The organism is Candidatus Manganitrophaceae bacterium, assembly GCA_012960925.1.
GTDB lineage: Bacteria > Nitrospirota > Nitrospiria > SBBL01 > JAADHI01 > DUAG01.
On the sequence record DUAG01000003.1, the window covers coordinates 1 to 26,856 of the forward strand.

Below are 26,856 nucleotides of genomic sequence, written 5' to 3' on the forward strand. Positions count from 1 at the left end.
TCGTAGATTCTCCTCCTAAATTACTATATTGGAAAATTCTACTTCTGAGCACCTTTATATTTAGGGAGGATTACCTACCCTCCTCGCGCCTGACTCTAAAAAATAGGGGCATGCTGAATAGTGAGGCTTTTTTCTTTTTTTCTCTTGAAGATCTAAAAAAGGGTGAAGTATAATCATGGATAAGGGTAAATTAAAGTGATGGAGGGTATAGAAGCGTGATTGCTGAAGATGTTTTTGTTGGTTATATCTTGAAGGCGATGCCGGAAGCCGATGTGACACTGGTTGACAAGACCGGAATGATGGATCACTTTCAGGTTAGAATTGTTTCTGAGGCCTTTGCAGGGAAGAATTTGCTGGATCGTCACAGGCTGGTTCAGCAGTCATTGGATGAGCCGATGAAGGATGGGCGGATTCATGCCCTGGAGATCAAGGCGCATACGCCTGACGAATTTGCGTCCTTGTAATTTTATACGATTGCGTGCATTTGCATTTCAATAAAGAAGAGGGAGTCTCCATGGAAAATCTGATTGAAGAAGAAATTAAGAAAGAAATCAAAGAAAACAAGATCCTGATATACGGCAAGGGCAGCAAGATGAGGCCGATGTGCGGATTTACAAAGGAAACCATTGAGTTTTTCAACCGCTATGGCTATCCCTTTGAGTTGATTGATGTCTTAAGAAATATGGAAAAGCGGGAAGCCCTTTCCAAGATGACCAATTGGCCGACGCTTCCAAAGGTCTTCATTGATGGCGAATTTTATGGAGATACCGACATCCTTGATGAAATGGTCACGAAGGGAGAGATGGAGCCGCTCCTCAAAAAGGCCTTTGCTCCGGCTGAATAGCCTCGTGAATCACTACTCCTCTCCTGCTATCCCGTTGCTGTTATCACGTTTCTCGGCGGTCTCGTGACTTTCGTTTGAGTTTCAGGCGAATCGGAACCCCGTTGAAGGGGAAGGACTTCCGGAGCTGGTTTTCGATGTAACGGAGGTAGTGGTCCGGAAGTCCGGAGGGGGCATTTGCAAACAGGACAAAGGTCGGGGGACGGATGGCCGCCTGGGTGATGTAGTTGAGATGGATCGTTCGGCCCTTGTGGAGAGGCGGCGGATGGCTGTCGGTGACCCGCTTGAAGAAGCGATTGAGGTCCCCTGTCGTGACCCGGTTTGTATATCCTTTGTACACCTTTTCAATTTTCTGAAAAATGTTGGGTAGGCCCGTTTCCTTCAGCGCGGAGATGTATTCCCTCTGGAGGTCGTGCATGAAAGGGAACCTGTATTCCTCCTGATGCTTGATCCGATCTTTTCCATCTTTTTTAAAGAGATCGGATTTATTAATCAGGAGGATCAATCCTCTCCCGGCTTCAATGATCAAGCCTGCAATCTTCGTATCCTGCTCCGTAATGCCTTCAAGTCCGTCAATGAGAAGAAGCGCAATATCGCATCGCTCAATAGCACTGTTTGTTCTGGAGAGACTGAAGCGTTCGGCCCCGTGACGGATCTTTCCCCGCCTTCGTATCCCGGCGGTATCGATAAAGAGATATTTCTTCTTGCGAAAGCTTACCCAGGTATCAATGGTGTCGCGTGTTGTCCCGGGAATGTCACTGGTGACCAGACGGTCTTCCTTGAGTAGGGCATTAATCAGTGTTGATTTTCCGACATTAGGGCGACCCAGGACCACGACCTTGGGTCCTTTGTCAATCACGCTTGTCTCTAATGGAGACATATGCGGGTAGAGGGCATCGAGGAGGTCACTCAAGCCCTCATTGTGCTCCGCCGAAACCGGATAAAATGTACTGACCCCCAATTTATAAAACTCGCCCAGGCCGTCCTTCCCTTTCCCTTCGATTTTATTAATGACATAGGTAATTGGCTTGCCGCATTTTCGGAGAAGTTTATGCAGCGCCAGATCGACCGGTGTGATTCCCTCCCGGACATCCATAAGAAACAGAACGATGTCTGAGAGCGCAATGGCGGCTTTGGATTGTCGGCTGACCTGTTCCGGAAGGGTTTCCCTGGTATCCGGGAGGAGACCCCCGGTGTCGATGAGGGTGTACTGGCGGTCCCGGTAGTGGCAGAGGGCTTCGTTCCGGTCGCGGGTTATTCCCGGAAGGTCCTGGACGATGGCCTTTCGTTTGCCGACCAGCTTGTTGAAGAGGGTCGATTTTCCAACATTGGGCCGCCCGACAATTGAGATGACTGGATGATCTAGTTGTCCCACGGATTGTGTTTCCCCTCTGCGGCCTTGTTTCTTGCCACAATTTCGCGCCATATTTCAGGGACGGATTCATCTTCAAGCTTGACCCTAAAATTTCGGGTCGCGATGAAGGTCATCCCCTCGTAGAGATTGATCTTGTACTTCCCTCGGCCATATGTTTTCTCAAGATAGGCCATCAATTGTTCCTGAGAAAGAATGTCATCCAGCTCTGCTGTGGTCCGTTCTTCTAGGTCATTAAAGACGACAATCATGCCGACCTTCTCTTCGATCATGATCTTTATGGAGGCCTCCGGATAGATCTGCTCGTATCTTATCTTCATGTCACTCACCTCGGGAGCGCCTGAGGACGCAGTGCGCCGAATTTTTCTTACATATTCCTTGAACATAAACCAGAGCCAACTCTTGTACTTATCGCCTTTCTCCAAGATCATGCCTCCATTCCCAATAGTTACGGTGACGATTCAGCATGCCACTAATTTCCCTTCAGGGCAAGGCGCGAGGAGCGCAGAACCGCAGCGTATGTCTCTATACGCGAGGATTCGAGTACCACAGCAACGCCGCCATGGAGGAAAAGAGGGGTGTGCTGGATCGTCACCGTTATGTTGTGAGTCGTTTATAGATGTAGGGCAACCTGGCTGGAAGTTTCTCTACATGGTCGATCACCATGTAGGCAACGTCTCCATACATCCCTTTTAGATATTCATCTCCGTCCCGATCCACCGTGATACAGTAGGGATGAATTCCCTGCCGCTTTGCCTCACGAAGGGCCACCCGCGTGTCGGCCATGGCGTAGGAGCCGCGATAGTCGTCGTCGAGCGGTTTTCCGTCACTGATCAGGACCAGTATTTTGATCTTCACCGGTTGTGCTGCCAGTTTGATAGTCGCGTGCCGGATGGCCGCGCCATCCCGGTTTTGTATGGCCGGTTGTATCCCGCCGATTCGGCAGTCTATGTCGCGATTGTAGCTTTCTTCAAAGTCTTTTAATATGTTGAAATCAACGGTATCCTTCCCTTTCCCGGAAAAACCGTAGAGGGCAAACCGGTCCCCGACGGCATCGATGGCCCGGGCAAGAATAATGAGGGCCTCCTTCTCGATTTGCAGGATACTCTTATTGACTTGGGGAAGCTGTTGCTGTGTCGAGCCGCTCATATCAACGAGGACTGCGACCGCGACGCTCCGCTCCTTCTTATACCGGGCAACGTAGATCCGATCCGATGGGGTTCGGCCCGATCTCGCGTCGATGCGGCTTTCCATGAGGGCGTCAAGATCAAGGGCATCTCCCTCCCGTTCTTTCTTGACCCGTTTGAGTCCCTCCGGTCTGAGGTAGAGAAAGGCAGTTCGGACCGCATGAATCATTCCGCCATATTCGGCCACGATGGCATCGACCAGCGTAGCATTCGCCGGGGAGACCCGGTTTTCAATGACGCGGCACCAGCCGGGCCGGTAGTCCTCCACTTCACAATTCCACTCATCATATAAAAAGGTCTTTTTCTTTGGGTCCCCGCCTTTGCCAGGTTGATCGGCCCCGAGTCTGTCGGCGATTCGGTCCAGATCCTCCTCGGCCTTGCCCTGGCGGAGCGCCTGAATGCTGACCTCTCCCTGATCGACCGAAATAGAGAGGGCGGATTCAGCCGACTCGGAAGAGACATCGACCCCGGCTTCCTTTAACTTTTCCAGGAGCGCATCGCTGTATTTTTTCAGAACCTTCCGTGTCTCTTCGACCCTTTCCGGTTCGATTGCGCCGCGTGTGGAAGGGCGGATCTCCCCACTTTCTTCACCTTCCCCTTTTGCACGTCTTCCCTCTTCTTCGAAGGTCTCCATGGGTCCCGTCGGCATTTCCTGAACCCCTTCTCCCTCTTCCAGGTGATCGAAAACTGCTGTCGCCGCCTTCATTGATGTGGCCACGGTCGCCTCGGGTGTCTGGACCGCACCGAGGATGCGGCAGGCCTCGAAGAGAATCTTTTGAAGGGGAGGGGGGATTGGTTCTTTGGTTTTTCCGGCAAGGGAAATTTGAAGGAGAAATTCCAGAACCATCCCCCGCGGGGTCAGGCCCATCAAGGATGGCCGTTGCTCCAGATCGGCCTCACGCATTCGAATGATGGCCTTCTTCAGGCCGGGATATTCCTGCTTGAGCTTGAATTCAATGCGGCTTCCCTCAGAAATTTCAAAGAGCTTTTTAATCAACGCGGGTTCAGGAAAGAGAGAGAAAAAGGAACTCAGGCTGGAGAAACCGCCCCGCCGTTGATACTTTTCCTGAAGAGAAGCGATCAGATCGGCTGTTTCGTTCATCTGAGGGAAGAAGGTGCCATACTCAAGATATCCGGCCTGATAGGCTGTGGCCACCTTGTACCACTCAAAGTTGAGGGCATCTGTCGGGAAGTGGCCGACATGGGCCGGAAGGTAGATCGTCTTCCCGTCTGTTGTTGGAAGGTCGGCCTCTCTCTTGGCCCCATCCTCTTCAAGGCGGGTTGTTGCTGCGATGGAGACACGCTGCCCTGAAAGGGCTTCGGCATATATCTTAAGGGTCCGTGAAATGCGCGACAGGGAGACGCCCCCCTTTAACTGATCGATGGCATGAAGGGCTGATTTTGATTTGAGTGAGAAAAAGCCCTGTGCCGCATCCGGATTTGTCTTTAAGAGGGCGATACCGGTCTCGACCCATTCGGAAAACTTATGAGAGACGGGTCCCATCTCTTTGAGGATTCTGGGGCCGCTTAAAAAGAGAGTCGCGGCCAGTTCACCGTTAAAGCGGGCGATTTCGATGGCCTTCTCAAGCAGGATGGACTCCAGATGAAGGATCCTGAATGGAGGGAGGACCTCCAGCGCGTCCTTGAAGAGCTGTCCCGCGAGGTCCAGGGACTGCTCTGCCACCTCGTGGGTCAGTTCAAGAACCTGGGCTTGTTCGGATGAAGATGGAATCTTCGAGAAGATCTCCGGGCTGTTTCTCATGAAAAGGAGAGTCTGAAGGAGGTTCCCTTGCGCGAGATTCAGACCGACCGCAATCCACTTCGGGATCAACCTCATCGGGAGATGCCGCAGAAGCGTAGGGGTAATCCGGTAATATTCTACCGCGAGGGTATAATCATTTTCTCCCAGAGAAAGGCCCTGCATGGCCCAGGCGGAGAAGGCCACATCGCTCAAGGCCGAATTGCTCAACAGTGGCGGGGCCTGCCGGTAATATTCGACGGCGAGATTGTAGTCTTTCTGGGCCAGGGTGTTTCCCTGCCGGATAAATCGTTCACGCATTGCCCTGGACGGGATCTGAGAAAAAACGCGGGGACCTTCCTTGAAAAATCGTATTCCCGCCCCGGATGACTTTTTAGCGATCGGGATGCCCATCGCCACCCATCCCCCCAATTCATCGGGAGAGAGCGACTTCAGAACTTCGGGGAGGACGCGGAAATATTCCGCTGCAGCCTTTATCGAAAAGTCTGAAAGAATCAGGCCGATATGAAAGGCCGTGGCGAGGTCCCCGGCCGGAATCTCCCCAAGGGGGTCTGTTATTTCCTCGATATCATCCGAATCGAGTGTCGCTTCGAGGAGCTTTTGAATAGAGTGACATGTAGAGTCCGCATTCATTCAAAGAAACTCTGTATAATCTCAACCAGGCTGCGCCGCATATCCCGGTCGTCGGTCATGGGGTCGGCAATCGCCGCCTCGCAGGCGAGATGGGGTGGAATTCCGCGCTCCATCAACTGACCCGCATAGATCAGGAGACGGGTACTGACCCCTTCTTCAAGGCCGTGATCGCGGAGGTTCCGGAGCTTTTCCCCGATAGAGACCAGTCTCCCGGCAATCTCGTGAGAGACGCCGGACTCATGTGAAACAATTTCTGTCTCCACGGACCGGGTGGGATATTGAAACTCCAGGGCGATGAAGCGTTGACGCGTACTTTGCTTGAGGTTTTTCAAGACACTCTGATAACCGGGATTATAGGAGATGACAATCATAAAATCATCAGAAGCGGAGAGGACTTCTCCCTTCTTTTCGATGGGAAGGATGCGCCGGTCATCTGTGAGAGGGTGGATCACCACCGTTGTATCTTTTCGCGCCTCGACAATCTCATCAAGATAGCAGATAGCCCCGTATTTCACGGCCAGCGCAAGAGGGCCGTCGCTCCAGACCGTTTCATCCCCTTGGAGGAGATAGCGGCCGACAAGGTCGGATGCCGTCAGATCCTCGTGACAGGCGACGGTAATGAGGGGGCGTTTGAGATGATAGGCCATATGGGAGACAAAGCGGCTTTTTCCGCATCCGGTCGGTCCCTTCAGGAGGACAGGTCGTTTCGAATCATATGCCGCCTTAAAGAGGCAAACCTCCTCACCAATAGGTTGATAATAAGGCTCCTTTTTCAAAAAAAAGGGTGCCATCTTTTCTTGCTGCTCCATCCATCCCCCTTTCGATCTGGTAAACCATGATAATGATGGAGGCATTATAACCTGCACGACAAGACAAAAACAATGTCGCTCTTCAGGCACGCAGATATTTTTGACTCCTTGGGTTCTTTATTGTAGAGTAGCGGGCACTGAAGGAGGAACGTCGATGGAAGATTTTGAACAGATCTACGAAAAGGCCTCAGTTGCCTTTGATCAGGGAAAAATCCTAGAAGCGGAGAAGCTTTACTTTCTCCTCCTGGAGGGGCACCCGAAGGGTTATGCCGATATCTATAATAAGCTGGGCATCATCGCCTGTCAGAAAGAAAATCCGAAAAATGCGGTTAAATATTTTGAAAAGGCCCTTGAAATAAACCCACGATATACGGAGGCGTCTTTAAACCTGGCAATTAGCCTCAATGACCTTGGAGAATACGATGCCGCCAGCAAGACTTTTTCTAAAGCGGCAGAGGTTGTTCGAGCCGAAAGTGAGTCCATCGACCCCTATCTTTACGGGAAGCTTGCCAATGAGCATGCGAAACTGGGCGATCTCTATTCCGAAATCGGCTTGCAGGACGAGGCCCTGGCCCAATACCGCAAGGCCCTCTCGATGCGTCCTAATTTTACAGATGTGCTGACCAAATTTGGAATTGCCCTCCGTGAGAAAGGTTTATTTGACGAGGCGATCGAACAGTTTAACAAAGCAAAACAGGTCAATCCGAAGTATACGTCCTCAATGGTTCACCTCGGAATTACCTATTATATGAAGGGTTTTATTGACCTCGCCCTCAAAGAATGGGAAGAGGTACAGAAAATAAATCCCGCACTCAAGGAGGTCCAGTCCTATCTTTCACTTGCTAAAAAAGAAGTCATTAATGACGGTGAGTAGGAGCTTCCTCAAAGTGTTTCAAAAAATGACTTTACCTCCCCGAGAGAATCTGTTCGCGGTGCAGGGGGGAGGCTGGATAGGAAACATTCCCCGTATTTCTTCTTTGTAATACGATGATCGAGAATGGCGATCAGTCCCCGGTCATCCTTCCTCCGAATCAAGCGACCAATCCCTTGCCGGAGAGACAGAACCGCAGACGGGACCTGGAAGGTCATGAAGGGGTTTTTTCCTTGACGGGCCAGCGCTTCGATCCGGGCCGTGATGAGTGGGTCTGCCGGCGAGGAAAAGGGGAGTTTGTCTATGACGACGCAGGAAAGTGTCTCGCCCTCCACATCCACTCCCTGCCAGAAGCTGGTTGTTCCAAAGAGAACCGATGGGATATCTTTTCGAAAGGCCTCAATAAGATACTGCTTTGGCTGGTCCCCCTGCTTCAGGCACAGATAGGGAAGACGCCCTGAGATATTGTGATAGACGGTCTCCAGATTTCTCCAACTGGTAAAAAGGAGGAAGGCCCTTCCTTTGCTCGCTTCCAGGATCTTTATGATCTCTTCCGAAATGGCATCTGAAAATTCGTGGTGGGATGGATTGGGAAGATGGGCGGGAAGGTAGAGGAGGGTCTGCTTTTCATAGTCAAATGGGGTCGTCAGGCGGACCTCTTCCGCGTTCTTGATCCCAATCCGTTCACGGATGAACTCAAAATGATTCATCGCGGAGAGGGTGGCCGAGGTCAGTATGATCGGGATCTCTTTCTCGAAGAGACGTTCCTGTAATATGTCTGAGACATCGAGGGGGGAGGCATGAAGGAAGACGCCGCGCTTCCGTTGTTGCGCCCAATAGACGAGATTTTTATCGCCCCCTGATGCTGCTGTTGTGGATTCTGTCTCTTCCTCTCCCACAGTCGTAAAAGTCTGAAGATCGTCACAAAGCGATTCAATCCTTTCAAGAAGATGCGTGATCCCCTCGCTCCTGGCGGGGAGGCTGTTTATGGTTCGGCACAAGAGCGCAAAGGATTGGCACAATTTTTTTCCAGAGGAGACGGCCTCTTCAGAGAAATCATGAAGTGTCAGTCGGTATCGGTCCTCTCCCTTTCTGAAATGATGAAAAAAGTGTACTGAATCGGACAAGATCCTAAGCGTTTGTTCAAGGCAGAGCCGGTGGTCTCCCTTAAAGAGGCGGAACTCGCGTTCTGCGTCGTGGGCAAAATCCTCAAGCCGATGGCTGCTGACAGAGGTCCCGAAGTATTGGGTTGCCGTTTCTTCCAGCAGATGGGCCTCGTCAAAAATGACAGCGTCATAATGCGGTAGGATTTGTCCGTAGGAAATGTCCTTGAGGGCGAGATCTGCGAAGAAAAGATGATGGTTGACGATCACGATGTCTGCTGCTGCCGCGTCCTGTTTCATTCGGGTTAGATAACATCGGTCGTAGGCGGGACATTGTCCCCCAAGGCAGGCATCCCCTTTGACCGAAACGGCCTGCCATATTGCAGCATTGTCCTGAAGGGCTGAAATTTCGGCCCGATCTCCTGTTTCTGTTCTTGTCGCCCACGCACGGACCATCTCAAAATCATTTTCTGCCTCAATCCCTTCGAAGCTCGGTTGTCTTAAAGATTCCTCAAAACGATGCAGGCAGAGATAGTTCGATTTCCCCTTCATCATGCTGTAGGTGAAGCGGCAGGAAATATGCTTGGCGAGAAAGGGAAGATCTTTGAGAAAGATCTGGTCCTGGAGTGTCTTGGTGCCGGTGGAGATCACAACCTTCTTCCCGCTCAGAATGGCGGGGATCAGGTAGGCCCATGTTTTCCCCGTTCCGGTAGCGGCCTCTACCAGGAGCGTCGAATGTTGATCAAGTGCCTCGCTGACCGACTGTGCCATCTTCATCTGGGACTCACGGTATTCAAAGCCCTCGATGGCAGAAGAGAGCCCCCCCCGGGGACTGAAGAAATCCTGGATATCCCCTGAGGATTCGTTAAAATCCATTGGTGACCGAATGGTGATAAGGATTTTTTGGGGAGGAAAGGATGGTGTGAGGGCGGTTCATCGGTGATCAGACGTCACGAAGGCATCGAGTTTCTCGGAACGTTTGATCCGATTGGACAGGCGTACGGCCTCAGACCGATCCGCATAGTGTCCGATACGGACACGATACCATCGTCCTTTTTGAGGGATTTCCTGTGAGACGACGTAAGTTTTATACCCTTTTTCCCTCAATTCCTCTGCCAGAACCTCTGCCCTGTTCTTTTTTGAAAAAGAGGCAACTTGAACCGCGAATTGACCTGGAACAGATTTTCGAGGAGGGAGAGTTGTGGCCATCACTTTTTTTGTCTTGCGCGGGGATTTTTTCTTTGTTGTTATTTTCTGATCTTTCTGAGGTTCCTTCTTGATCTTTAAGGGAGGGTTTTCTTTTTTTTTCTCCTTGAGGGTTTTTAAAAAGGTGAGTTCTTTTTTTTGAATTGGTCCGATTGGTTTTTTATTTTCATCTACAGAGGGTGCTAAGGCTTCTTTCCCGGAATCGATCCGTATCTTGCCCGGGGTGAACTCTGAACGAAAAGTCTTGGTCCCCTTATTTTCACCATTGGAGAGGTTTGAGGCGGGGTTAAGGTCTTCAGTGGGATTCTCTTCGAAGAGGAAGAAGAGGCCGAGGAAGACGAGAATCCCCATAAAAGTAATCAGCAGTATCGGGGGTTTCTTTTTTTTTTTCGGATTTTCTTCCGTCTCTTTTAAAATTCTCAGTTCGCGCATTTCCCCTCCATCAGTCGCAGTTCAGTATGCCACTATTTCCCCCCATCATACAACAAACATGGCATCTCCGTAGCTATAAAATCTGTAGCGCCGCGCGATTGCTTCCCGGTAAACTGAGCGAATTACATCCTTTCCTGCAAAAGCGGAGAGCAGGACAAGCAAGGTCGATTTCGGAAGATGGAAGTTTGTAATCAAGGCGTCTGTTCCTTTAAAGCGGTATCCGGGAGTAATGAAGAGGTCCGTCTCGCCTTCTCCTGCCTGAATCCGACCCCCGGGCCGTGTGACTGTTTCCAGGACGCGGGTCACCGTGGTGCCGACAGCGATGACTCTTCCCCCACGCTCCCGTGTGGTGTTGATCTGTGAGGCTGTTTCCTCAGAAACCTGATACCATTCCCGGTGCATCTCATGGTCCCGAATCTTTTCTGAACGCATAGGCTGGAAGGTGTCGAGGCCGATATGGAGCGTGATCGTTGCCGTCTGAATCCCTTTCTCCCGGAGGGTATTGAGCAGGGGATCCGTAAAGTGAAGGCCCGCGGTCGGTGCCGCTGCAGAGCCCCATCGCCTGGCGTAGACCGTTTGATATCTCTCCCGATCCTCCGCTTCCTCTGCTCGACAAAGCGATTCTGAGAGATTGCTTCCTTCCATTTTTCTCCTTTTAAGAATATAGGGTGGAAGCGGAATCTCTCCCCATCTCTCCAGAAAGGTGTAGACGTCACTGTATTGATCTGCTGGGCGGTGGATGACCACCTCGTGACGGCCTCCCCCCAGATCTTTTAAAAAGCGGCCCAGGATCTTTCCTTTAAAGAAGAGGTCAGTCGTTTCGCGTCCCTTCCCTTTGGCCAGAACCTCCCAGCACTGACTGAAAATCCCTTTTTCTTGTTCGACCTGATGTAGAAGTGGTCGCAGGAATAGGAGCTCCAGTCGACCGCCAGAGCCTTTCTCCGCAGTGAGGCGGGCAGGAAAGACCCGTGTATCATTCAGGACCAGGAGGTCGTGAGGCTTGAGGTATTTCGGAAGCGAAGTAAATGAGCGATGTTCCATCTGTCCGCTGTCCCGATGATAGATCAGAAGTTGGCTCTGGTCTCGTTCTGGCGGCGGGGACCCAGCGATGAGGGCCGGGTCGAGAGGGTAATCATAGTCAGCAACGCTCTGGTTATCTTCTATCGAGATGATTGTAGGGCCTCATAAGGTTGCAATGTCACACCGGGATAATAGTGTAGTAAAATTCTCTCGAAATTAAAGCCCTTTTCCGCCAGAACCTTCGCGCCCCACTGGCAGAGACCCACGCCATGTCCGAAGCCCATTCCTTTAAAGATAAGCTCTTTTCCAAAGGAAGCGATTCTGAAATTTGTACTGGGTAGAATGCGATATCCGAGTATCTGACGAAGATCTTCGGCCTTTAGAAAAATCTCTCCTCCATTATATAAAATCCGGACGGTCAGGAGTCGTCCCGCCCGGCTCCACTTGAGCGGGGTCAAGGTCGCGACGGTATGGACGGGAAATCCTTTTTTCCGAAGCGCGCTCTCGAGATCGGACAGGGAAATCACTTTCTTCCATTGATGGTAGGGCGACTCTCTGTCAAGAGGACAGCTGACTCCTTTTAAATAGGGGAGATCGATATTCCATCTTTCGGAGGCATCTTCAGTGGGGCCTGCTGAAGTCGAGTGAAAGAAGGTGAGGGCCGGCGCCCCTTCATAGCTCAGAATCATGCCTTTTGTCATTTCCACTGCGGCAGATGTGCGGCGATTTTCAACCGATGCGCCTTTATAGACCTGGGCCAGAATGGACCCGACAAGATCATACTCTCTCCCCCGGTGCTCTCTTTTTTTATAGAGGGCATAGGTTCTGGAGATCACTGCTTGCACCTTGAGGGCCTCCATCTTCCATTTGGAAGGCATCTCAGAAGGGACCACCCCTTTGAGGTAGAGCTCCAGGTCCACCTCGTTTAAGACAAGAAGACCACCCTTTTTTCTGATGACCCGAAATGTGCCCTGGAAGGGATTTTGGTTTAAGGAGATCATTCCTCCCCGCCGGGGGATAAAGAGGAGCTCTTTCAGGTGGCTGTCCACGCGGTTAATGGCAATTCCTCCAGGTGACAATGAAATCCGGGCGGATTTCGTCAGAGGCCCGAGCCGCTTCCCAGAGAGTGTGGTGATCGAAAATCCCTTACGGGAGAAGAATGAAAGTTGTTTGACCTGATCCATTAATGAAACGCGTAGGGTTTCTTCCGCTTGAAGGAGGGGCGGGGCAGAGAGAAGAGAAAGTGCAATCATTAAAAAGGACAGGATCATTTTTTTATGAACCAGAAGAAGAGAGAAAGAATGAGGCTGATCAGGAGGCATGTTATCCAGGGAAAATAGAAGCTGAAGTTCTTGCGTTGAATCAGGATATCTCCCGGAAGTTTCCCGATGCCGGGGACCTTCGCAAAAAGAAGGAGTAGCCCTCCGATGAGAGAAAGAAGAATGCCAAAGAGAATCAGTGACCGGCCGATATCGAACATCTTTATGATCCGATCTCGAGCATCCGATCAATGGCCTGCTTGGCCCTCTTGGCAATAGAAGGTGGTACGGTGATCGGGTATTGCAATGACTCCAGGGACCAGAGAAGTTTTTCCAGATTGTTGACCTTCATATGCGCACAGTCACACCAGGTACAGGCGGGAATGAACTCTTTATCGGGATTCTCTTTTTTCAGGCGATGAAGAATCCCGACTTCTGTCGCGACGATCACCTCCTGCTTCTCCGTCTTATTTGATTCCATACAGATCCCGCTGGTGGAAAGAACCTGGTCTGCCATCGCGCTGACCGCCGGGGTACACTCCGGGTGGGCCACGACCAAGGCCTCGGGATGGGATGTTTTCGCGGCGTCAAGGTCTGCAGTCATGATTCTAAAGTGGGTCGGGCAATAGCCGTTGAAGAGGATCAGCTTGCGACCGGTCTTCCGCGTGACATAATCCCCAAGATATTGGTCGGGGATAAAGATGATTTCTCGATCTTTTGGAATAGACTGGACCACATTGGCGGCATTGGAAGAGGTACAGCAGATATCGGATTCGGCCTTGACTGCCGCGCTGGAGTTGACATAGCAGACCACAACTGCATCCGGATGTTCTGCTTTAAGGGTTCGGACCTCTTCGGTCGAGATCATTTCCGACATGCCGCAGCCCGCCGCAAGGTCCGGCAGGAGGACCATCTGATCGGGACAGAGAATCGCGGCAGTCTCTGCCATAAAATGAACGCCGCAAAAGACAATGACCTCGGCATCGGTCAGGGCCGCCTTCCGGGAGAGTTCGAGCGAGTCGCCCAGAAAATCCGCAACATCCTGAATCTCCCCGACCTGATAATTATGCGCCAGAATGATTGCATTGCGATCCTTCTTTAGTCGCTGAATACGTGTAATGAGTTTGTCTTGTGTTGAGGTCTTAACCATAGGTTTGGTTCTCAAAAACTATTTTAGAGAAGTCTATCACATGGCAGATTCAATTTTCTAGTGCAAGCCTCTTCAAGAAGTGTTTCTGCTTGACATCACAATAAAAAACGGTTATGTTAAAAGCTATTCCAGAATATACCATACTGGGAATATAAAGCCAGTGGTTCCACAGAATATTTGCAGATGATAGAGATTTTTTAACGTTGGCACTTAATTGCTGTGTTGGAAATTAAAAGGTGGGTGGAATGAATAGGATATTCTTTGGTGATTTTACAATGCTTCCTCGCTGGATGAAGCCCATGTATGCTTTAGGCGTGATAACCGTCATGGCGCTGTCAGGCTGTAGTGGCGACAGCTTGCCCGGGCCAGGTGGAACAACCACAATATCAGGCAGCGCTGGTGATGGTCCATCCGTGGGCGGCGCAATCACCGTGAAGGATGGTCTCGGCGCTCTTGTTACCACGACGCCTGTCAACCCGGTTACCGACGGAACTGCCCATTTCTCTTTTACCGTCTCTGCTGGAACAGTCACACCTTTGATCATTACAGTCAGTGGTGGGACAGACATCGTTACAGGGGCTGTGCAAGATTTCCCTTTGACAACAGCGGTAACCACACTGCCCGCGGGTGGCACAGTTACGGGTAATGCCAATCCACTATCCACACTGGCAGTTGCTACAGCCACAGCTCTGGGTGGAGGCACCTTAACCCCAGGAAATCTGGCAGTCGCGACAGCGAACGTTTTGGGTGCGATGGGGTTTGGATTTCCCACAGGCGTGGATCCCATTACCACGCCTGTGGACACCACCAACGTCGCCGGTGTGTTGAGGGCCAATGAAGCTGCCGCCGAAATGATTCGTAGAACTTCGAATGCAACAGGCAGCACAATAGCGTCCACAATCGCAAATCTTGCCAATGATCTGACCACAGGAGCTATTGACGGGCGAATGGCTGCGGGTGTTACACCAGATCCTCAGGCGGCAAACATTGCAGCCGCTGCATTGGCACAACAGTCAACAATAGCTGTTGAAACGCTAACCAATAATCTCACAGTCACGACACCTGCAGGAGAAGCGATCCCCGGAGCCAGTGGCGCTAACTTTACAACAGTGTTGAATACATCGCTGCTCACTATCCAGCCGACCGCAGCAGGTGCGGATGCTGATATTGCTCAGATTGCCCCCACATAGAATTTCATTACCCAGACAAGCACGGCTATTAATATATCGAATATTCTGACGGGTGGAGCTGACGCATCCCTTGCTGCGCTTCAGGCCACAGTGAATGGTTTGACAGCAGGGTCTGTTCCCAATCCTACACAACTCACCGATCTGGATAACGATCTGACAGCTGCGACCGGAACCATTGACACAGCGACCACCAATGCCGTAGCAGGCATCAATATCGTCACTGCTCTGGCTGATACACAGGCGCCCGTGATTGTTATTTTGGGTGCGAATCCGTTGACGGTAGTCCACAGTTCAGCATTTTCAAATCCGGGTAGTGTTGTGACAGATAATGTCGATGTAGGCCTGGTGGCAACAATTACTGGCACTGTAAATATATCAATTGTTGGAACCTATACTCTGGCATATTCGGCCACAGATACAGCAGGCAATAGCGTCACCCGAAACCTTACCGTTAATGTCACCGATCAAACTGCACCGGTGATAACGCTGATAGGTGCGAACCCGCAAACCACCGCTCAGGGGAGTGCGTATACAGAACTGGGCGCAACTGTCTCAGATAATGTGGATGTTGGTCTTGCAGCCACCATTGATAGCTCGGCAGTACTTACGGGCATCGTGGGCAGCTATACCGTGACCTACAACGTCAGCGATGGTGCGGGCAATCCGGCGATACAGCTTACCCGAACCGTTAACGTGACCGATCAAACCGCACCGGTGATTACCCTGGCAGGTGCGAACCCTCAAATCATTACCTTGGGGAGCGCCTACACAGAACTGGGTGCAACAGTCACAGATAATGTGGATGTTGGTCTTGCGGCCACCATTAATAGCTCAACAGTGGATACGAACACGCTAGGTAGCTATACCGTGACCTACAACGTCAGCGATGGTGCAGGCAATTCGGCCATACAGAAGAGTCGAACAGTGAATGTGGTTGTCCCCTCGGCGACACCGGCTGTATGGGATCAGACCAATTGGGATCAATCGGATTGGCAATAGAATTATAAGAATATAGTGAAAAAATACCTACGGAGGAAATCATGAACAAAATCTATAAAGGAATCATTGTGGCAGGGTTTCTTTGCAGCGTACAATCAATTCACGCTGCGCCACTCACCATCCCCAACACTTTCACTGCCAATACCCCGACAGTGGCAGCGGATGTGAATGCAAACTTCACAGCAACCGAAAGTGCTGTGAATGACAACAATACAAATATCGGGACAAACTCTACCAACATTGGAACCAACGCGACTTCAATAGTGGACATCGAAGCGCGTTTGGCTTTACTTGAAACAGTAACGGATACGAGTATTTCTTTAGCGAGTCTTGCGGGTACATGGGGCATGATTCTTAATTCTGCCGGGGGCATCATTGAGGATCCTGGGGCAAATTTCGTTGAAATATGGCGTGAGACGGTTTTCGCAACATTGACCACTACCGCAACTGGCACATTCACAACATCGGCCTTTAGTGGGATGGATATTACTACAGGAGTGTCTGTAGATGGGATAACAAATCCTGGAACATTCCTCCAAGATGGTACAATCACGCACACAGTAGCAACTGGAACAATCTCTGGCACAATAAGTGTTGGAACAGGCAATACGGTTGCGATTGCCCTTACGGGTGATATTCCCCTGAACGGCTTTGTCAGTCAGAATGGACAGATGATCGTGCTTGAAGGGCATGATACTGCAATAGCAACAGACAAATCCAACGTTGTCGTTACATTGATTAAAATTCAGTGATTATTTCTAGTAGTTTCGACTTGATCTGACAGCGGCCAGTTTTAAGGGAGTGACTGTCAGGTCAAGTTCAATTTACATGTTTTTCCTTCCAGATTTCTTTTCCACCTTCCAATGTCACCATAGGACTTTGTCCCTCTGTGAGATTGAGCCCAGAGAGCAGCCCAGCCCTAATCCCGTGATTTCGGAATTAGAAACCGCCGATGGCTAGCGCGAGACCCATCCACCTAAAATTACTGCGTTACCGGCCAACAGTCTCCTCACCGTACGGGCGAGTACACTTCGGTTACTGGTCTTGTCTTCGCAGCCGACTTGGCATTTTTCCCCAAGATCAGTCGCTGATCGTGAGGTACAAACTTGCTGTATGAGTATTTTAGGCATAGATTTTACTCATGTATGATTTTCATATGACTATAAAAAAAGTGCTTCAAATTTTAAAAAATATGGTATTGATTTTGTTACCGCACAAGTACTTTGGCTGGTTGAGCGTCCTGAAGAAAAATCTGCGAACAAGGCAAATGCACTCGGACAGTAAAAAGCGCCGCTCCTTCACGAGCAGGGGAGAAGCCTTTGCCGAACTTGTTCCCTGTGTCGACCCGAAGAAAAAGGACAAGGCTGAGGCGGTGCAGAAGATGAAGGCCTTCATGCTGGAGAATCCGGTACGTGGTGTGAATATCAAGGAACTGATCGAGCAGCGGCGTTCGCGAAACGGTAGAGTCCCTACCTCTTGATCACCGAAAGGCTGTTTCCGGTGGGATCTAGGCCGTCTATGGTTGCGCCCAGCTGGTCCATCTGCCGGATGTAGTCGATGACCTCGGTCGTGATGATTTCGCCGGGGATGAGAAGGGGAATGCCGGGAGGGTAGACGGTGACGATCTCCGCGCAGACGGCGCCGCGAGCCTGCTCAAGGGGAAGAGGTTCATGATCTTTAAAGTAGGCCTCCCGGGGGGTGATCCCGGTTGGCTTTCCGAAGGGTGGAAGCCCGACCTCTGCAGATAGGCGTTTCGGCAGTCTTGTCCCGTGGTATTTCTTCGACATCTCCCGAAGGGCATCCACCAAACGGTTCAGGTCGTCTTGCCGGTCGCCGATGCTGACGATCACCAGGATATTGAGGGGATCGGCCATCTCCACCTGAATGTGGTAGTTGTTATTCAAGATCCGGGATGCCCGGTAGCCGGAGAGCCCGAGATCCTGTACTGAGATGGTCAGTTTCGTGACATCGAAATCTCCCTTTTCCAAGGGCTGTTTTTTTTTAAGGGCATTCCGGTCAAAACAAAAGAGGCCCGGAATCCGGTTGATCCTGCTTCGCGCTTCTTCTGCAAGTTGAATCGTTTTTTCAAGAAGTTTTTCCCCTTCCGTTGCCATCTGCATCCGTGCAAGATCAAGCGAAGCCATTAAGATATAGGAGGGGCTGGTGCTCTGGATAAATCGGATGGCTGAGGCCAACGCGGCCATGTCCATTCGCCCTCCTTGGGCGTGGAGCATAGAGGCCTGCGTCATGCCGCCGATAATTTTGTGGGTGCTTTGTACAGAGAGGTCGGCCCCGGCCTGCATCGCGGAAATCGGGAGCCTGGGATGAAAAGACAGATGGGGGCCATGGGCCTCATCTACCAGAACCGTGAGTCCTTTTTTATGGGCGTAGGGGATGATCGCTTCCAAGTCGGCTGTGATACCGTAATAGTTTGGCGTGGTCAGGATGAGCGCCATCGCCGCCGGGTTGGCGTCGATGGCGGCGCGGGTGTCCGCGGCGGTGACATTCAAGGTCAATTTCAGGTCTTTGTCTACAGCCGGGCTGAAAAAAACAGGGCGGGCCCCTGAAAAGATCAGGCCTGCCAGGACCGATTTATGGGCATTCCGGGCGATGAGGACCTGATCGTTAGGATGGCAGCTCGCCAGCATCATCGCGTGATTTCCGCCGGATGTCCCGTTTAAGAGAAAGAAAGAGCGGTCGGCACCATAGGCACGGGCCGCCAGTTCCTGAGATTCCTTGATGACCCCCCTTGGTTTTTGTAGGGAGTCCACCTCGTCCAGGGAGGTTAAGTCGATGGAAAAAATATTTGGCCCGACAAATTTACGAAAACGGGTTGAGATCCCTTTCCCGCTCTTATGACCGGGGGTATGAAACGAAACCTTCCGGCTCTCGGCCAGAGCGACCATGGCATCAAAGAGAGGGGTCTTGAATTGTTCCTCGTTTATCATAAAAGATACTGGCATGATCAAAGCCGGGGATCAGGTGGAAGAGAAATCAGCTGTAGATGTACAAGGGCTGATTGTCTTCGATAATCCGTTCCTGTCTTTCCAGGGTAAGGCGGACCTGTTTTTGAAGCATGAATTGTCCCAGGTGGGTTTCTCCGTCATAGGAGCGTAGTTCGCCATTGATCCTCTCAGCAATCCTTCGGTCGATTTCTTCCTTGTCAAAGGATTGGGGATCGAAGCGTTTCGACGCGAGTGCAAAACCCCAAGGGAGTCCGAAAGAGGGGATGGTGGCCTGGTAGGGAGAAACAACCGGGAATACCGCCTTGAGTGTCTGATAGACCGCTGAAAAACAAAGGAGATCCGAGGTGGAGGTGGTTCCCGCCTGCAGTGAGATAATGCCATTGTCGCTGAGCCTTTCCATGACCAGATGGTAAAACTCTTTCGTATAGAGGAGATATGCAGGGCCTTCTTCCACCGGCTCGGAGATGTCGATGATGATAATGTCGTAGGTTTCATCGGTCTCCTCCAGATATTTCCGGGCATCCAGAAAACGAAGCTCTGCGCGGGGATCTTCAAAGGCGCCCTGATGCCATTGCGGGAGATGACGCTTGCAGGATTCGACAACCTCCTCATCAATATCCACCATGAGGACTTTTTGGACCGACTTGTGGCGCAGGATTTCCCGGAGGGTTGCTCCTTCTCCCCCGCCGACGATAAATACCTTTTCAGGATTGGGATGAGTCAGCATGGCCGGGTGAACCAGGGCCTCATGATAGATGAATTCGTCCTGCTCACTGGATTGCATCTTCCCGTCCAGCACGAGACAACGGCCATAACTCCGGGTTTCCAGGATTTCTAGTTGTTGGAACTTTGTTTGTTTGTTGAAGATGACCGTTTCAATCGCATGCATATGTCCTTCGAAGGGGGTCAGGTAGTCAAGGAACCATTTGTAGTTCTTTTGGTCGGTCATATTGGGCAGGCGCTCCTTTGTCAGGCTTGTGGGGCAACTTCCGATCATCGGCAAAAAGCAGGCCCCTTTTGACCTCAAGGATGGACGGATTTTTTGATTGGAGTTTGCGGATTAAATACTCTGCCGCAATAGAGGGTTTCAGGGTTTCACCGCAGGTAAAAATATCAACTGCGGCATAGGCATATTCCGGCCAAGAATGAATCGTCAGATGGGATTCCGCGATAACAACAACCCCGCTGATCCCACAAGGGTTGAACTTATGGAAGCGGCTTTCTATGACCGTGGCTTTTGCTGTTTTCGCTGCTGCTACCAGAATTTCCTCGAGTTTCTTCTGGTTATTCAAGAGCTTGGCATTACAGTCCTTCAACTCCAAGAGCAGATGCGATCCTAATGCCTGCAAGCCCTTTCCCCCCTTTCATTTATGGCGGAATTCTGCCCCCCTCAGGGCTTACTGCCATCCCGCTCCTACAACTTGAGCCGTTTGTCTGTTCAGGAAAACATGAGGAGTCTACAGGAAAAGAGAGCGAATTTTCAAGAGGTAACTACAGGTTTTTAGTCGGTCCGTGCAGCACGTCGTGGCCTGTCTGACAGCGGAGTTTAGATGTTAAACGGCAAGGCGTTTCTTGCGTGCCTCGTACTCGTCTTTGCTGATCTCTCCTCTGGCATGCAACTCTTGAAGATAGAGCATCGGGTCGCCTTCAGGGAGTGGTGTCTCCCCGGATCGGTGCCGTGGAGCCGTCTTTCTGCTTCCGCGAATTGCCCAGATCGTGGTGACAACCAACAGAGCGAACAGTCCGCCCAGAATTATTTTGTAAAGGCTCTGGTTCAACACAATGGTATGGAATCGATGGCTTGCTATGCTTTATAATGCGCTACAGTTTAGCGGTACTCGCATTGTAGGGTATCTTGTTCAGATAAGGCAAGGGCCAGAATCTAAAGGGAAGGACAAACCTGAATGTCGTGGAGACCGCCTCCGTTGACCACAGAACGACTCTATCTTGCCGCGCCGGATGATGTGGCTCAGCCCCTGTTTTCTTTAGACGACGGGTCTGCCCAGGAACAGGCCCTTCCGGGTCTTCCGAGTAATTGGAGAATATTTATAAGGGAGTCGGGTGAGCCGATTGGGTCGATCGGTTTTATTCGCTGGGAGGGGGAGGCGCGACTGGGTGAACTTGGATTTATTCTGATGAGCAAATACACGGGCCGGGGTTATATGACGGAGGCCTGCAAGGCGGTCCTGAGCTTTGGTCTTCATCAGATGGGTCTCGAAACCATCGAGGCGGTGTCCCTGCCAAAAAATGCGGCTTCCCTCCGGGTTCTGGAAAAGTCCGGAATGGAGAAGAAGGATTGTGTCCGGGCACGTCTTTGGTCGAAAGGCCCCTTGGTCGATCTGGAGCGCTTTGTTTTGAGGAAACCGGGGATTTGTCGCCGGGAGGATAGACAGGAAAATGCCACAGGAACATCTGATTAAGTCTGGGTTGAGTTTTTCAGGAGATAAAATGTTTCGATTCAAGACGCGAATCGCAGAGAATAGCCTGCTATTTTCAAGATTTGGAACGCAGAAGCGGGACATTTTTGCCCTGAAAAAACAATTCATGACTTATTCAGAGGTTCCCATAGAAGGCGATGCCCGGAGAGGGAAGTCCTGATGAGGGTGGTGTTTATGTCGATCGCCTGCCTTGCCCTGGCCGCGAATGCTTCCGGACAATCTGAGATCTCAAAAGAGTTAGAATCTGTTGTTGTGCTTGAGCCGGTCGTGGTTACCGGAACCTTCATCCCAAGCGGTCGGACACAAAGTACCCTCAGTGTGACGGTATTGACAGCGGAACAGATTGCCGCACAGCAGGCAGACAGCGTCATCTCGCTCTTACGGGCTGTGCCGGGTCTTCATATCGATCAGGCGGAGGGACGCGGGAGCGTAAGCTCGGTCTATATGCGGGGCGGCGATCCAAACTATACCCTTGTTCTCATCGACGGGGTCAAGGTCAACGACCCGACCAATAGCCGTGGCGGTTCTTTTGATTTTTCAACGCTCAATGTGGACAGTATCGAACGGATCGAAATCGTCCGGGGTCCGCTCTCTTCGGTGTACGGATCTGATGCCATGGCGGGTGTGATCAATATTATTATACATCGCGGCGGTTCTGGGCCGCTCAATAGCTTTACAGTCTCCGGGGGGCGCTTTGGTTCCTATCGCACCCTGCTTGAGATGCGGGGAAGGTCGAACCGGGTTGATTATTCCCTGAGCGGCTCCACGCTTGATGCCGGTGATCCTGTGGAAGGAAGCGGTTTTTCAAGCAAGACCTTCCATGTTAATTTTGCCCTACTTCTCTCCGACGACACTGATCTGCGCTCGGTGTTTCGCTACGCTGACAGCCATCTTGAGGCCTTCCCTGACGATAGTGGCGGGCCAGTCTTCTCCGAGTTTCGCGATGCTGATACGCGTGATGTCCGGGAATTGACAGCCGGGACCGAATTTTCCACTGCGCCGCTCTCAAGATGGGAGGCCACCCTGCGTGTCGGGTATTATGATCGACAAGAAGAGATCGACTCTCCAGGGGTCGCTGACGGAGAAGTACGGGACGGTATCCCTCCGAATATCTCTGACAATCAATACCGCCGTTATGATGTGAGCCTGCAGAACCAATTCCTGGTGGCTGAAGGGTTACGTTTCAGCGTGGGAATAGAAGCAGAATCAGAGGCCGGTTCCAGTCAGGGGAGCCTGTCCTTTGGACCCGTGACGGTCCCAACGAGTTTTGATCTTGAACGTGATCTCTGGGGCCTCACTGCTGAAGCCCAGCACCGATTTTCAGAAGGGCTATTACTGCAAACCGGGGTAAGGCTGGATTTTCCGGAAGCTTTCAACTCAGAGCTGAGTCCACGCTTCGAGTTCTCTTCCAATCTTCCATCTACGAACACACGACTCCATGCAAGCTGGGGAGAAGGATTTAAATTGCCCAGTTTCTTTGCCTTGGGTCACCCTATTGTTGGAGCAAGCGCAACAGGTGAAAATCTGGTTCCGGAAAAGAGTCGTGGCCTGGAAGTCGAAGTCATTCAAACGCTGCGGGAAGAGACGGTTGATTCTAGTGTGACCTACTTCTCCAACCAATTCAAAAATGCAATTGATTTCGAGGAAGAACCCGTGCCAAAACTGGTTAACCGCTCAGAGATCACGACAGAAGGCCTCGAAGGGGCCATTCGCTTCAAGGCGGGACGAAGCCTTGAGCTTTCATCCCATTTGACCTATCTCAAGACAGACATCAAGGGTGTTGAGGAGACGCTCCGGAACCGCCCAAAGTGGCGGGGAGGCATCACAGTTCGGTGGCGTCCAGCATCATCCCTTGTTGTGAATGCGGATGCACTTCATGTGGGCAAGGTGCCGGATTCGTATATTCCAAAAGGAGATCGAGATTTAGAGGAATATACCCGGATCAATCTTGCGATGACCTGGACAGCGAGCCCCACCTGGAACATTTTTCTGGCGATAGACAATCTACTGGATACGGACTATGAAGAGGCCATCGGGTTCCCGGCACCGGGAATATACCCGCGCGTTGGTCTGCGGGCGAGATTATGAGGTCATGAACCGGGGCGCTTTAAAAAATAGAAATGATCGGTCGGACCATGGCCATGTCCGAGAGAAAGGCCATGACGAATGGCCTCGGTTATGTAGGCCTTTGCCTCACGGACGGCCTCAATGAGGGGTTTGCCCAGTGCGAGATGGGTTGCGATGGCCGAGGCGTAGGTACACCCGGTCCCATGGGTATTTGATGTTTTGATAAATTCTCCCTCTAGGAGCGTTGTTTTTCTGCCATCACAAAGAACGTCGCATCCAGGTGCTTCCATGAGATGCCCTCCCTTGATCAAAACGGCCCCACAACCAAGTTTCATTATTGCCTGAGCTGCCTTTTCTGCCTCCCTGACTTTTCTAATTTTCATTCCTGTGAGTGTTTCCGCTTCATGAATGTTCGGTGTCACGAGTATTGCTTGCGGGATAAGGTCGGACTTGATCACTTGAACGGCCTCCGGATTCAAAAGGGCGTATCCGCTCTTGGAGATCATGACGGGATCAATGACCAAATTCCGTGCCTTGTGATTCCTTAAGAGAAGGGCGATCCGCTTCACGATCCCCTTAGAAGAGAGCATGCCGGTCTTGACGGCAGCGACATCGAAGTCGTCAAAAATTGCTTTCACCTGAGCCTCAATGATTTTGAGGGGGAGGTCGAGGGCGCTTGCTACTTCCACTGTGTTCTGGGCGGTTACTGATGTCAGAACGGTCAGGGCATAGGCGCCATTGGCATGGATCGTCTTGATATCCGCCTGAATTCCGGCCCCTCCGCTCGGATCGGAACCGGCAATGGTGAGAACTTGCGGAAGTTTTTCTCGCATCTTTTGTTCAGTGCTTGTTTTATCGCGAGCCTGAATCTGTTGTAAATCACGGTTACTATCAGACATCTCCTATGACCGTCCATCGAGAAGTTTACAATGATACCATCCTATTTCTCCGAGTTTGGCCATATCTTATGGGAGGACGAGCCTATTTGCAAGGAATTTGACGGTTATTTGGACGGTGACGGGGGAAAAATCCCCAAAAAAAGGATCTTTTATGGTATAGTGTGACGTATATGTTGAATCTATATAAGTTACTCAAATTCTTTATTTTTTATTCTTTTTCGGCTATTCTTTCTGTGTTTATAGCCAACTCTCCTCCTGCACAAGTAGTAAGCCTGTCCGTGGATGAGATTTCTCGGTTTTTTGAAGTAAAAACCAATCTTCCCATCCTTGCAGAAGTCCAGATGAATCCTTTCATCGGATCGATGGCCGATTACACCCTATCAATAATATTTATGATACTTGTTCTTATTTTACCGAGAATACGAATGCTCCGATTCAGTGCGAAATGGGCAACCGGGGCACTCGGTATTATTTTGGGGTTTCGGTATTTCTATTGGAGAGGGACTTACACGCTTAATACTGAAACCCGAACGGGGTTAGGGATAAGTCTTCTCCTATTGTTGGCTGAGGCTTACGGTTTTCTGGCAACCGTTCTTTTTTATATTCAAGTCGCTAAACCGACAAATCGCGTCCCTATTATGAAAGCGGAGTCTGACCTTCCCTCGGTGGACATCTTTATCACTATTTATAATGAATCTCTAGAGATCTTGTATCCGACCCTGGTTGGTTGTATGTCCATGGACTACCCTTCCGACAAAATAAACGTGTATGTCCTTGATGATGGTCAGAGTAAAGAAGTTCAATCTCTTGCAGAGCGCTTAGGATGCAACTACGTAACCCGTGCATCTAATAAAAATGCCAAGGCTGGAAATCTTAATCATGGTTTAAGCCAATCTTCCGGAGAGTACGTGGTGGTTCTGGATTGTGACCACATTCCCGTGAGGACATTCGTCAAAGAAACGATCGGTTTTTTCGACGACGAGAAGGTTGCGTTCGTTCAGACACCTCATTACTTTTATAATCCGGACACTTTTCAGCGGAATCTCAGGCTGGAACGTGAAATTGTAAACGAACAAGATCTCTTTTTTTATGTGATACAGCCTGGTCGGGATACTTATAATTCAAGTTTCTTCGCCGGAACCGGGGGTGTCTTTCGCCGATCGGCGCTTGATGAGATCGAAGGTTTCCAATCGTTGACCATGACGGAAGATCTTCATACTAGCATGGTTCTTCATTCGAAAGGCTACCGGTCTGTCTATCTGAACAAGATCCTAGCCGCCGGATTGTCACCCGAGAGCTATCGAGACTATCTTAAGCAACGACAGCGATGGACCCGCGGGGGTATTCAGGTATCTCTTATGGACAACCCCCTCTGGAAACGGGGACTGACCCTTATGCAGCGGATCAATTATTTTGCTTCAATCTTCTTTTTTCTCCACGGGTTTTCCAGGATAATGTATTTGATTGCACCTCTTTCTCTTCTTTTGTTGGGCATTCCACCTTTGATTGCCCCTTTGCCGATGCTGCTGAGCTATTTTTTCCCTTACTACGTGGCATCGATGATGACTTCCAATGTAATAAGTAAGAACTTCCGTAACCCCTTTTGGGGGGATATTTACGAGACTGTGATGTGTTTTTTCATTAGTTGGACCTCGATTGAAACAATATTCAGCGCTAAGAAGAGTGTTTTTAATGTTACCCCAAAAGGGTTACGGGTCGAGAAACCCCAGTTAGACTGGTCTTATGTCATGCCTCATATTTTCCTGTCGTTTCTCCTAACGGTTGGTCTTGTAGTGGGGGTATTTCAACTTTGGTTTCACAGTCTCAATACTAATGTGACTCTATGGAGCCTCGTCTGGACGGCCTATAATATTATGATTGTTGGGTCTGCTATTGTTGTTGCACGAGGATCTCTACAGAAACGCCGAGTGCCTCGGCTTCCCAGGCGGATATCCTGCGAATTGATGTATTCCACCAGGACATTCAAAGGAACAACATCTGATTTGAGCGAGACCGGTCTCTCCATGATCGTTGACCGGCCCGTTTCACTCCCCGAACAGGTCGTGGTCCATTTGAGGAGCGATTTCGGAGAATTGACTAAGATTACAGGGAAGACGGTTCGTAACGACCTTTTGTCTTCGGGGGTCTCCAAAATTTGTGTTGGTTTTGTGAACGTTTCTGAAACGCAACATCAAAGTCTGATCCGGCAGATGTTTAGTTCCCCGTCGAGTTGGGAAGAGGTTCATCAATCAACTTCGAATACCTGGCGCTCTTTTCGGCACTTGGCTGCCTCGACGTTTATTCCCTTACTAAAACAACAAATCATTCATCGTTTTTCTTCCCGTATCCGGGAGAGGATGGTTTGTAAATTGGTTGTAGAAGAGCAGGTATTTGAGGGTGTTATGGAGGATATCAGCACGACTGGCCTTTCTGTGCATTTGGCAACGGATGAAACTTTATCGACAGAGGTAATCGTACAAATATATAAAGGTGGTAAGTTGGTATTTAGTATCCTGGGTGAGATTGTTCGATCAAAGAAGACTAAAGAGACTGAGATTCTCTACGGTATTCGCTTCCTGGAAAGTAAAGATCTCGACTTTTTGCCAATAAAATAATGGGATAAGTCTGGTTCGTATGGGGAAAAAGGAGGAAGTT

General features: G+C 50.5%; 25 protein-coding genes. 10 read left to right on the plus strand and 15 right to left on the minus strand.

Going from position 1 to position 26,856, the window contains the following annotated elements; all coding sequences use genetic code 11:
* Positions 1–257 precede the first annotated feature (257 nt).
* Both EYQ01_00835 and EYQ01_00840 read left to right on the plus strand, forming a co-directional pair.
* Positions 258–464 (plus strand): BolA family transcriptional regulator, encoded by a 207-nt coding sequence (locus EYQ01_00835; GenBank protein ID HIE64360.1) that lies wholly within the window; start codon positions 258–260, stop codon positions 462–464.
* 50 nt (positions 465–514) lie between these two features.
* Positions 515–844, plus strand: a complete 330-nt coding sequence (locus tag EYQ01_00840) for a glutaredoxin (GenBank protein ID HIE64361.1) — start codon at positions 515–517, stop codon at positions 842–844.
* A gap of 43 nt (positions 845–887) precedes the next feature.
* Here the strand turns inward: EYQ01_00840 and EYQ01_00845 are convergent, their stop codons facing one another.
* From EYQ01_00845 to EYQ01_00860, 4 genes are all read right to left on the minus strand, one after another.
* Positions 888–2,267, minus strand: coding sequence for a ribosome biogenesis GTPase Der (locus EYQ01_00845; protein ID HIE64362.1), 1,380 nt, complete (start codon positions 2,265–2,267; stop codon positions 888–890).
* Positions 2,204–2,533, minus strand: coding sequence for a hypothetical protein (locus tag EYQ01_00850; protein HIE64363.1), 330 nt, complete (start codon positions 2,531–2,533; stop codon positions 2,204–2,206). Before EYQ01_00850 ends, EYQ01_00845 begins: the two co-directional genes overlap by 64 nt.
* A 277-nt stretch (positions 2,534–2,810) precedes the next feature.
* A complete protein-coding gene (locus tag EYQ01_00855; protein ID HIE64364.1) occupies positions 2,811–5,792 on the minus strand; it encodes a VWA domain-containing protein in 2,982 nt (993 codons plus the stop codon).
* Complete coding sequence (locus tag EYQ01_00860; GenBank protein HIE64365.1) at positions 5,789–6,583, minus strand: CbbQ/NirQ/NorQ/GpvN family protein; 795 nt, start codon at positions 6,581–6,583, stop codon at positions 5,789–5,791. The genes EYQ01_00855 and EYQ01_00860 overlap by 4 nt, the downstream gene beginning before the upstream one ends.
* Before the next feature lie 172 nt (positions 6,584–6,755).
* On the opposite strand from EYQ01_00860, the gene EYQ01_00865 reads away from it, so the two are divergent.
* Positions 6,756–7,475, plus strand: a complete 720-nt coding sequence (locus EYQ01_00865; protein ID HIE64366.1) for a tetratricopeptide repeat protein — start codon at positions 6,756–6,758, stop codon at positions 7,473–7,475.
* A gap of 8 nt (positions 7,476–7,483) precedes the next feature.
* On the opposite strand, the gene EYQ01_00870 is transcribed toward EYQ01_00865, so the two are convergent.
* From EYQ01_00870 to nadA, 6 genes are read right to left on the minus strand one after another with little or no spacing between them, the layout of a single operon-like run.
* Positions 7,484–9,451, minus strand: a complete 1,968-nt coding sequence (locus tag EYQ01_00870) for an ATP-dependent DNA helicase (GenBank protein HIE64367.1) — start codon at positions 9,449–9,451, stop codon at positions 7,484–7,486.
* 57 nt (positions 9,452–9,508) lie between these two features.
* Positions 9,509–10,213, minus strand: coding sequence for an SPOR domain-containing protein (locus tag EYQ01_00875; GenBank protein HIE64368.1), 705 nt, complete (start codon positions 10,211–10,213; stop codon positions 9,509–9,511).
* Positions 10,214–10,258: 45 nt separating this feature from the next.
* Positions 10,259–11,377 carry a tRNA preQ1(34) S-adenosylmethionine ribosyltransferase-isomerase QueA gene (queA, locus tag EYQ01_00880; GenBank protein HIE64369.1) on the minus strand — a complete coding sequence of 373 codons (1,119 nt, stop codon included), beginning with the start codon at positions 11,375–11,377 and terminating at the stop codon, positions 10,259–10,261.
* A complete protein-coding gene (locus tag EYQ01_00885; protein ID HIE64370.1) occupies positions 11,374–12,555 on the minus strand; it encodes a SpoIID/LytB domain-containing protein in 1,182 nt (393 codons plus the stop codon). The genes queA and EYQ01_00885 overlap by 4 nt, the downstream gene beginning before the upstream one ends.
* Entirely contained in the window at positions 12,501–12,713 is a 213-nt protein-coding gene (locus tag EYQ01_00890) for a DUF2905 domain-containing protein (protein ID HIE64371.1), read from the minus strand. Before EYQ01_00890 ends, EYQ01_00885 begins: the two co-directional genes overlap by 55 nt.
* Positions 12,714–12,715: 2 nt before the next feature.
* The gene (nadA, locus tag EYQ01_00895) at positions 12,716–13,642 is read right to left on the minus strand and encodes a quinolinate synthase NadA (GenBank protein ID HIE64372.1); all 927 of its coding nucleotides are present in this window, start codon (positions 13,640–13,642) and stop codon (positions 12,716–12,718) included.
* Between the two features lie 245 nt (positions 13,643–13,887).
* On the opposite strand from nadA, the gene EYQ01_00900 reads away from it, so the two are divergent.
* The 4 genes from EYQ01_00900 to EYQ01_00915 all read left to right on the plus strand — a co-directional run bounded on the left by EYQ01_00900 (position 13,888) and on the right by EYQ01_00915 (position 17,311).
* Complete coding sequence (locus tag EYQ01_00900; GenBank protein ID HIE64373.1) at positions 13,888–14,832, plus strand: hypothetical protein; 945 nt, start codon at positions 13,888–13,890, stop codon at positions 14,830–14,832.
* 90 nt (positions 14,833–14,922) lie between these two features.
* Positions 14,923–15,831 carry a DUF5011 domain-containing protein gene (locus EYQ01_00905; GenBank protein ID HIE64374.1) on the plus strand — a complete coding sequence of 303 codons (909 nt, stop codon included), beginning with the start codon at positions 14,923–14,925 and terminating at the stop codon, positions 15,829–15,831.
* 41 nt (positions 15,832–15,872) lie between these two features.
* Positions 15,873–16,583: a hypothetical protein gene (locus EYQ01_00910; GenBank protein ID HIE64375.1), complete on the plus strand. Its 711-nt coding sequence runs from the start codon at positions 15,873–15,875 to the stop codon at positions 16,581–16,583.
* Positions 16,584–17,098: 515 nt separating this feature from the next.
* Positions 17,099–17,311 (plus strand): hypothetical protein, encoded by a 213-nt coding sequence (locus tag EYQ01_00915; protein HIE64376.1) that lies wholly within the window; start codon positions 17,099–17,101, stop codon positions 17,309–17,311.
* On the opposite strand, the gene EYQ01_00920 is transcribed toward EYQ01_00915, so the two are convergent.
* The 4 genes from EYQ01_00920 to EYQ01_00935 all read right to left on the minus strand — a co-directional run bounded on the left by EYQ01_00920 (position 17,301) and on the right by EYQ01_00935 (position 20,575).
* The gene (locus EYQ01_00920) at positions 17,301–18,779 is read right to left on the minus strand and encodes an aminotransferase class I/II-fold pyridoxal phosphate-dependent enzyme (protein HIE64377.1); all 1,479 of its coding nucleotides are present in this window, start codon (positions 18,777–18,779) and stop codon (positions 17,301–17,303) included. The genes EYQ01_00915 and EYQ01_00920 overlap by 11 nt on opposite strands.
* A gap of 46 nt (positions 18,780–18,825) precedes the next feature.
* Positions 18,826–19,746: a polyamine aminopropyltransferase gene (speE, locus tag EYQ01_00925; GenBank protein ID HIE64378.1), complete on the minus strand. Its 921-nt coding sequence runs from the start codon at positions 19,744–19,746 to the stop codon at positions 18,826–18,828.
* A complete protein-coding gene (speD, locus tag EYQ01_00930; protein ID HIE64379.1) occupies positions 19,712–20,146 on the minus strand; it encodes an adenosylmethionine decarboxylase in 435 nt (144 codons plus the stop codon). The genes speE and speD overlap by 35 nt, the downstream gene beginning before the upstream one ends.
* A gap of 204 nt (positions 20,147–20,350) precedes the next feature.
* The gene (locus EYQ01_00935; GenBank protein HIE64380.1) at positions 20,351–20,575 is read right to left on the minus strand and encodes an SHOCT domain-containing protein; all 225 of its coding nucleotides are present in this window, start codon (positions 20,573–20,575) and stop codon (positions 20,351–20,353) included.
* A 126-nt stretch (positions 20,576–20,701) separates the two neighbouring features.
* Between EYQ01_00935 and EYQ01_00940 the strand changes: the two genes are divergently transcribed.
* Together EYQ01_00940 and EYQ01_00945 are read left to right on the plus strand one after the other, a co-directional pair.
* Positions 20,702–21,217, plus strand: a complete 516-nt coding sequence (locus EYQ01_00940; GenBank protein ID HIE64381.1) for an N-acetyltransferase — start codon at positions 20,702–20,704, stop codon at positions 21,215–21,217.
* 177 nt (positions 21,218–21,394) lie between these two features.
* Entirely contained in the window at positions 21,395–23,323 is a 1,929-nt protein-coding gene (locus EYQ01_00945) for a TonB-dependent receptor (GenBank protein HIE64382.1), read from the plus strand.
* A gap of 2 nt (positions 23,324–23,325) precedes the next feature.
* On the opposite strand, the gene thiD is transcribed toward EYQ01_00945, so the two are convergent.
* Complete coding sequence (gene thiD, locus EYQ01_00950) at positions 23,326–24,135, minus strand: bifunctional hydroxymethylpyrimidine kinase/phosphomethylpyrimidine kinase (GenBank protein HIE64383.1); 810 nt, start codon at positions 24,133–24,135, stop codon at positions 23,326–23,328.
* A 236-nt stretch (positions 24,136–24,371) separates the two neighbouring features.
* Here thiD and EYQ01_00955 point away from each other — a divergent pair, with 236 nt between their 5' ends.
* The gene (locus tag EYQ01_00955; GenBank protein ID HIE64384.1) at positions 24,372–26,816 is read left to right on the plus strand and encodes a glycosyltransferase; all 2,445 of its coding nucleotides are present in this window, start codon (positions 24,372–24,374) and stop codon (positions 26,814–26,816) included.
* Positions 26,817–26,856 lie beyond the last annotated feature (40 nt).

Bases quoted from the DNA above. Each gene is read 5' to 3' on its own strand.
- EYQ01_00945 (HIE64382.1), top strand. From the start codon at position 21,395: ATGAGGGTGGTGTTTATGTCGATCGCCTGCCTTGCCCTGGCCGCGAAT.
- speE (HIE64378.1), bottom strand. From the start codon at position 19,746: ATGACCGACCAAAAGAACTACAAATGGTTCCTTGACTACCTGACCCCC.
- thiD (HIE64383.1), bottom strand. From the start codon at position 24,135: ATGCGAGAAAAACTTCCGCAAGTTCTCACCATTGCCGGTTCCGATCCG.
- EYQ01_00955 (HIE64384.1), top strand. From the start codon at position 24,372: ATGTTGAATCTATATAAGTTACTCAAATTCTTTATTTTTTATTCTTTT.
- EYQ01_00885 (HIE64370.1), bottom strand. From the start codon at position 12,555: ATGCCTCCTGATCAGCCTCATTCTTTCTCTCTTCTTCTGGTTCATAAA.
- EYQ01_00865 (HIE64366.1), top strand. From the start codon at position 6,756: ATGGAAGATTTTGAACAGATCTACGAAAAGGCCTCAGTTGCCTTTGAT.
- nadA (HIE64372.1), bottom strand. From the start codon at position 13,642: ATGGTTAAGACCTCAACACAAGACAAACTCATTACACGTATTCAGCGA.
- EYQ01_00915 (HIE64376.1), top strand. From the start codon at position 17,099: ATGCACTCGGACAGTAAAAAGCGCCGCTCCTTCACGAGCAGGGGAGAA.
- EYQ01_00870 (HIE64367.1), bottom strand. From the start codon at position 9,451: ATGGATTTTAACGAATCCTCAGGGGATATCCAGGATTTCTTCAGTCCC.
- EYQ01_00835 (HIE64360.1), top strand. From the start codon at position 258: ATGCCGGAAGCCGATGTGACACTGGTTGACAAGACCGGAATGATGGAT.
- EYQ01_00910 (HIE64375.1), top strand. From the start codon at position 15,873: ATGAACAAAATCTATAAAGGAATCATTGTGGCAGGGTTTCTTTGCAGC.
- EYQ01_00855 (HIE64364.1), bottom strand. From the start codon at position 5,792: ATGAATGCGGACTCTACATGTCACTCTATTCAAAAGCTCCTCGAAGCG.
- EYQ01_00920 (HIE64377.1), bottom strand. From the start codon at position 18,779: ATGATAAACGAGGAACAATTCAAGACCCCTCTCTTTGATGCCATGGTC.
- EYQ01_00900 (HIE64373.1), top strand. From the start codon at position 13,888: ATGAATAGGATATTCTTTGGTGATTTTACAATGCTTCCTCGCTGGATG.
- EYQ01_00850 (HIE64363.1), bottom strand. From the start codon at position 2,533: ATGAAGATAAGATACGAGCAGATCTATCCGGAGGCCTCCATAAAGATC.
- EYQ01_00845 (HIE64362.1), bottom strand. From the start codon at position 2,267: ATGGCGCGAAATTGTGGCAAGAAACAAGGCCGCAGAGGGGAAACACAA.
- EYQ01_00940 (HIE64381.1), top strand. From the start codon at position 20,702: ATGTCGTGGAGACCGCCTCCGTTGACCACAGAACGACTCTATCTTGCC.
- EYQ01_00860 (HIE64365.1), bottom strand. From the start codon at position 6,583: ATGGCACCCTTTTTTTTGAAAAAGGAGCCTTATTATCAACCTATTGGT.
- EYQ01_00875 (HIE64368.1), bottom strand. From the start codon at position 10,213: ATGCGCGAACTGAGAATTTTAAAAGAGACGGAAGAAAATCCGAAAAAA.
- EYQ01_00840 (HIE64361.1), top strand. From the start codon at position 515: ATGGAAAATCTGATTGAAGAAGAAATTAAGAAAGAAATCAAAGAAAAC.
- EYQ01_00890 (HIE64371.1), bottom strand. From the start codon at position 12,713: ATGTTCGATATCGGCCGGTCACTGATTCTCTTTGGCATTCTTCTTTCT.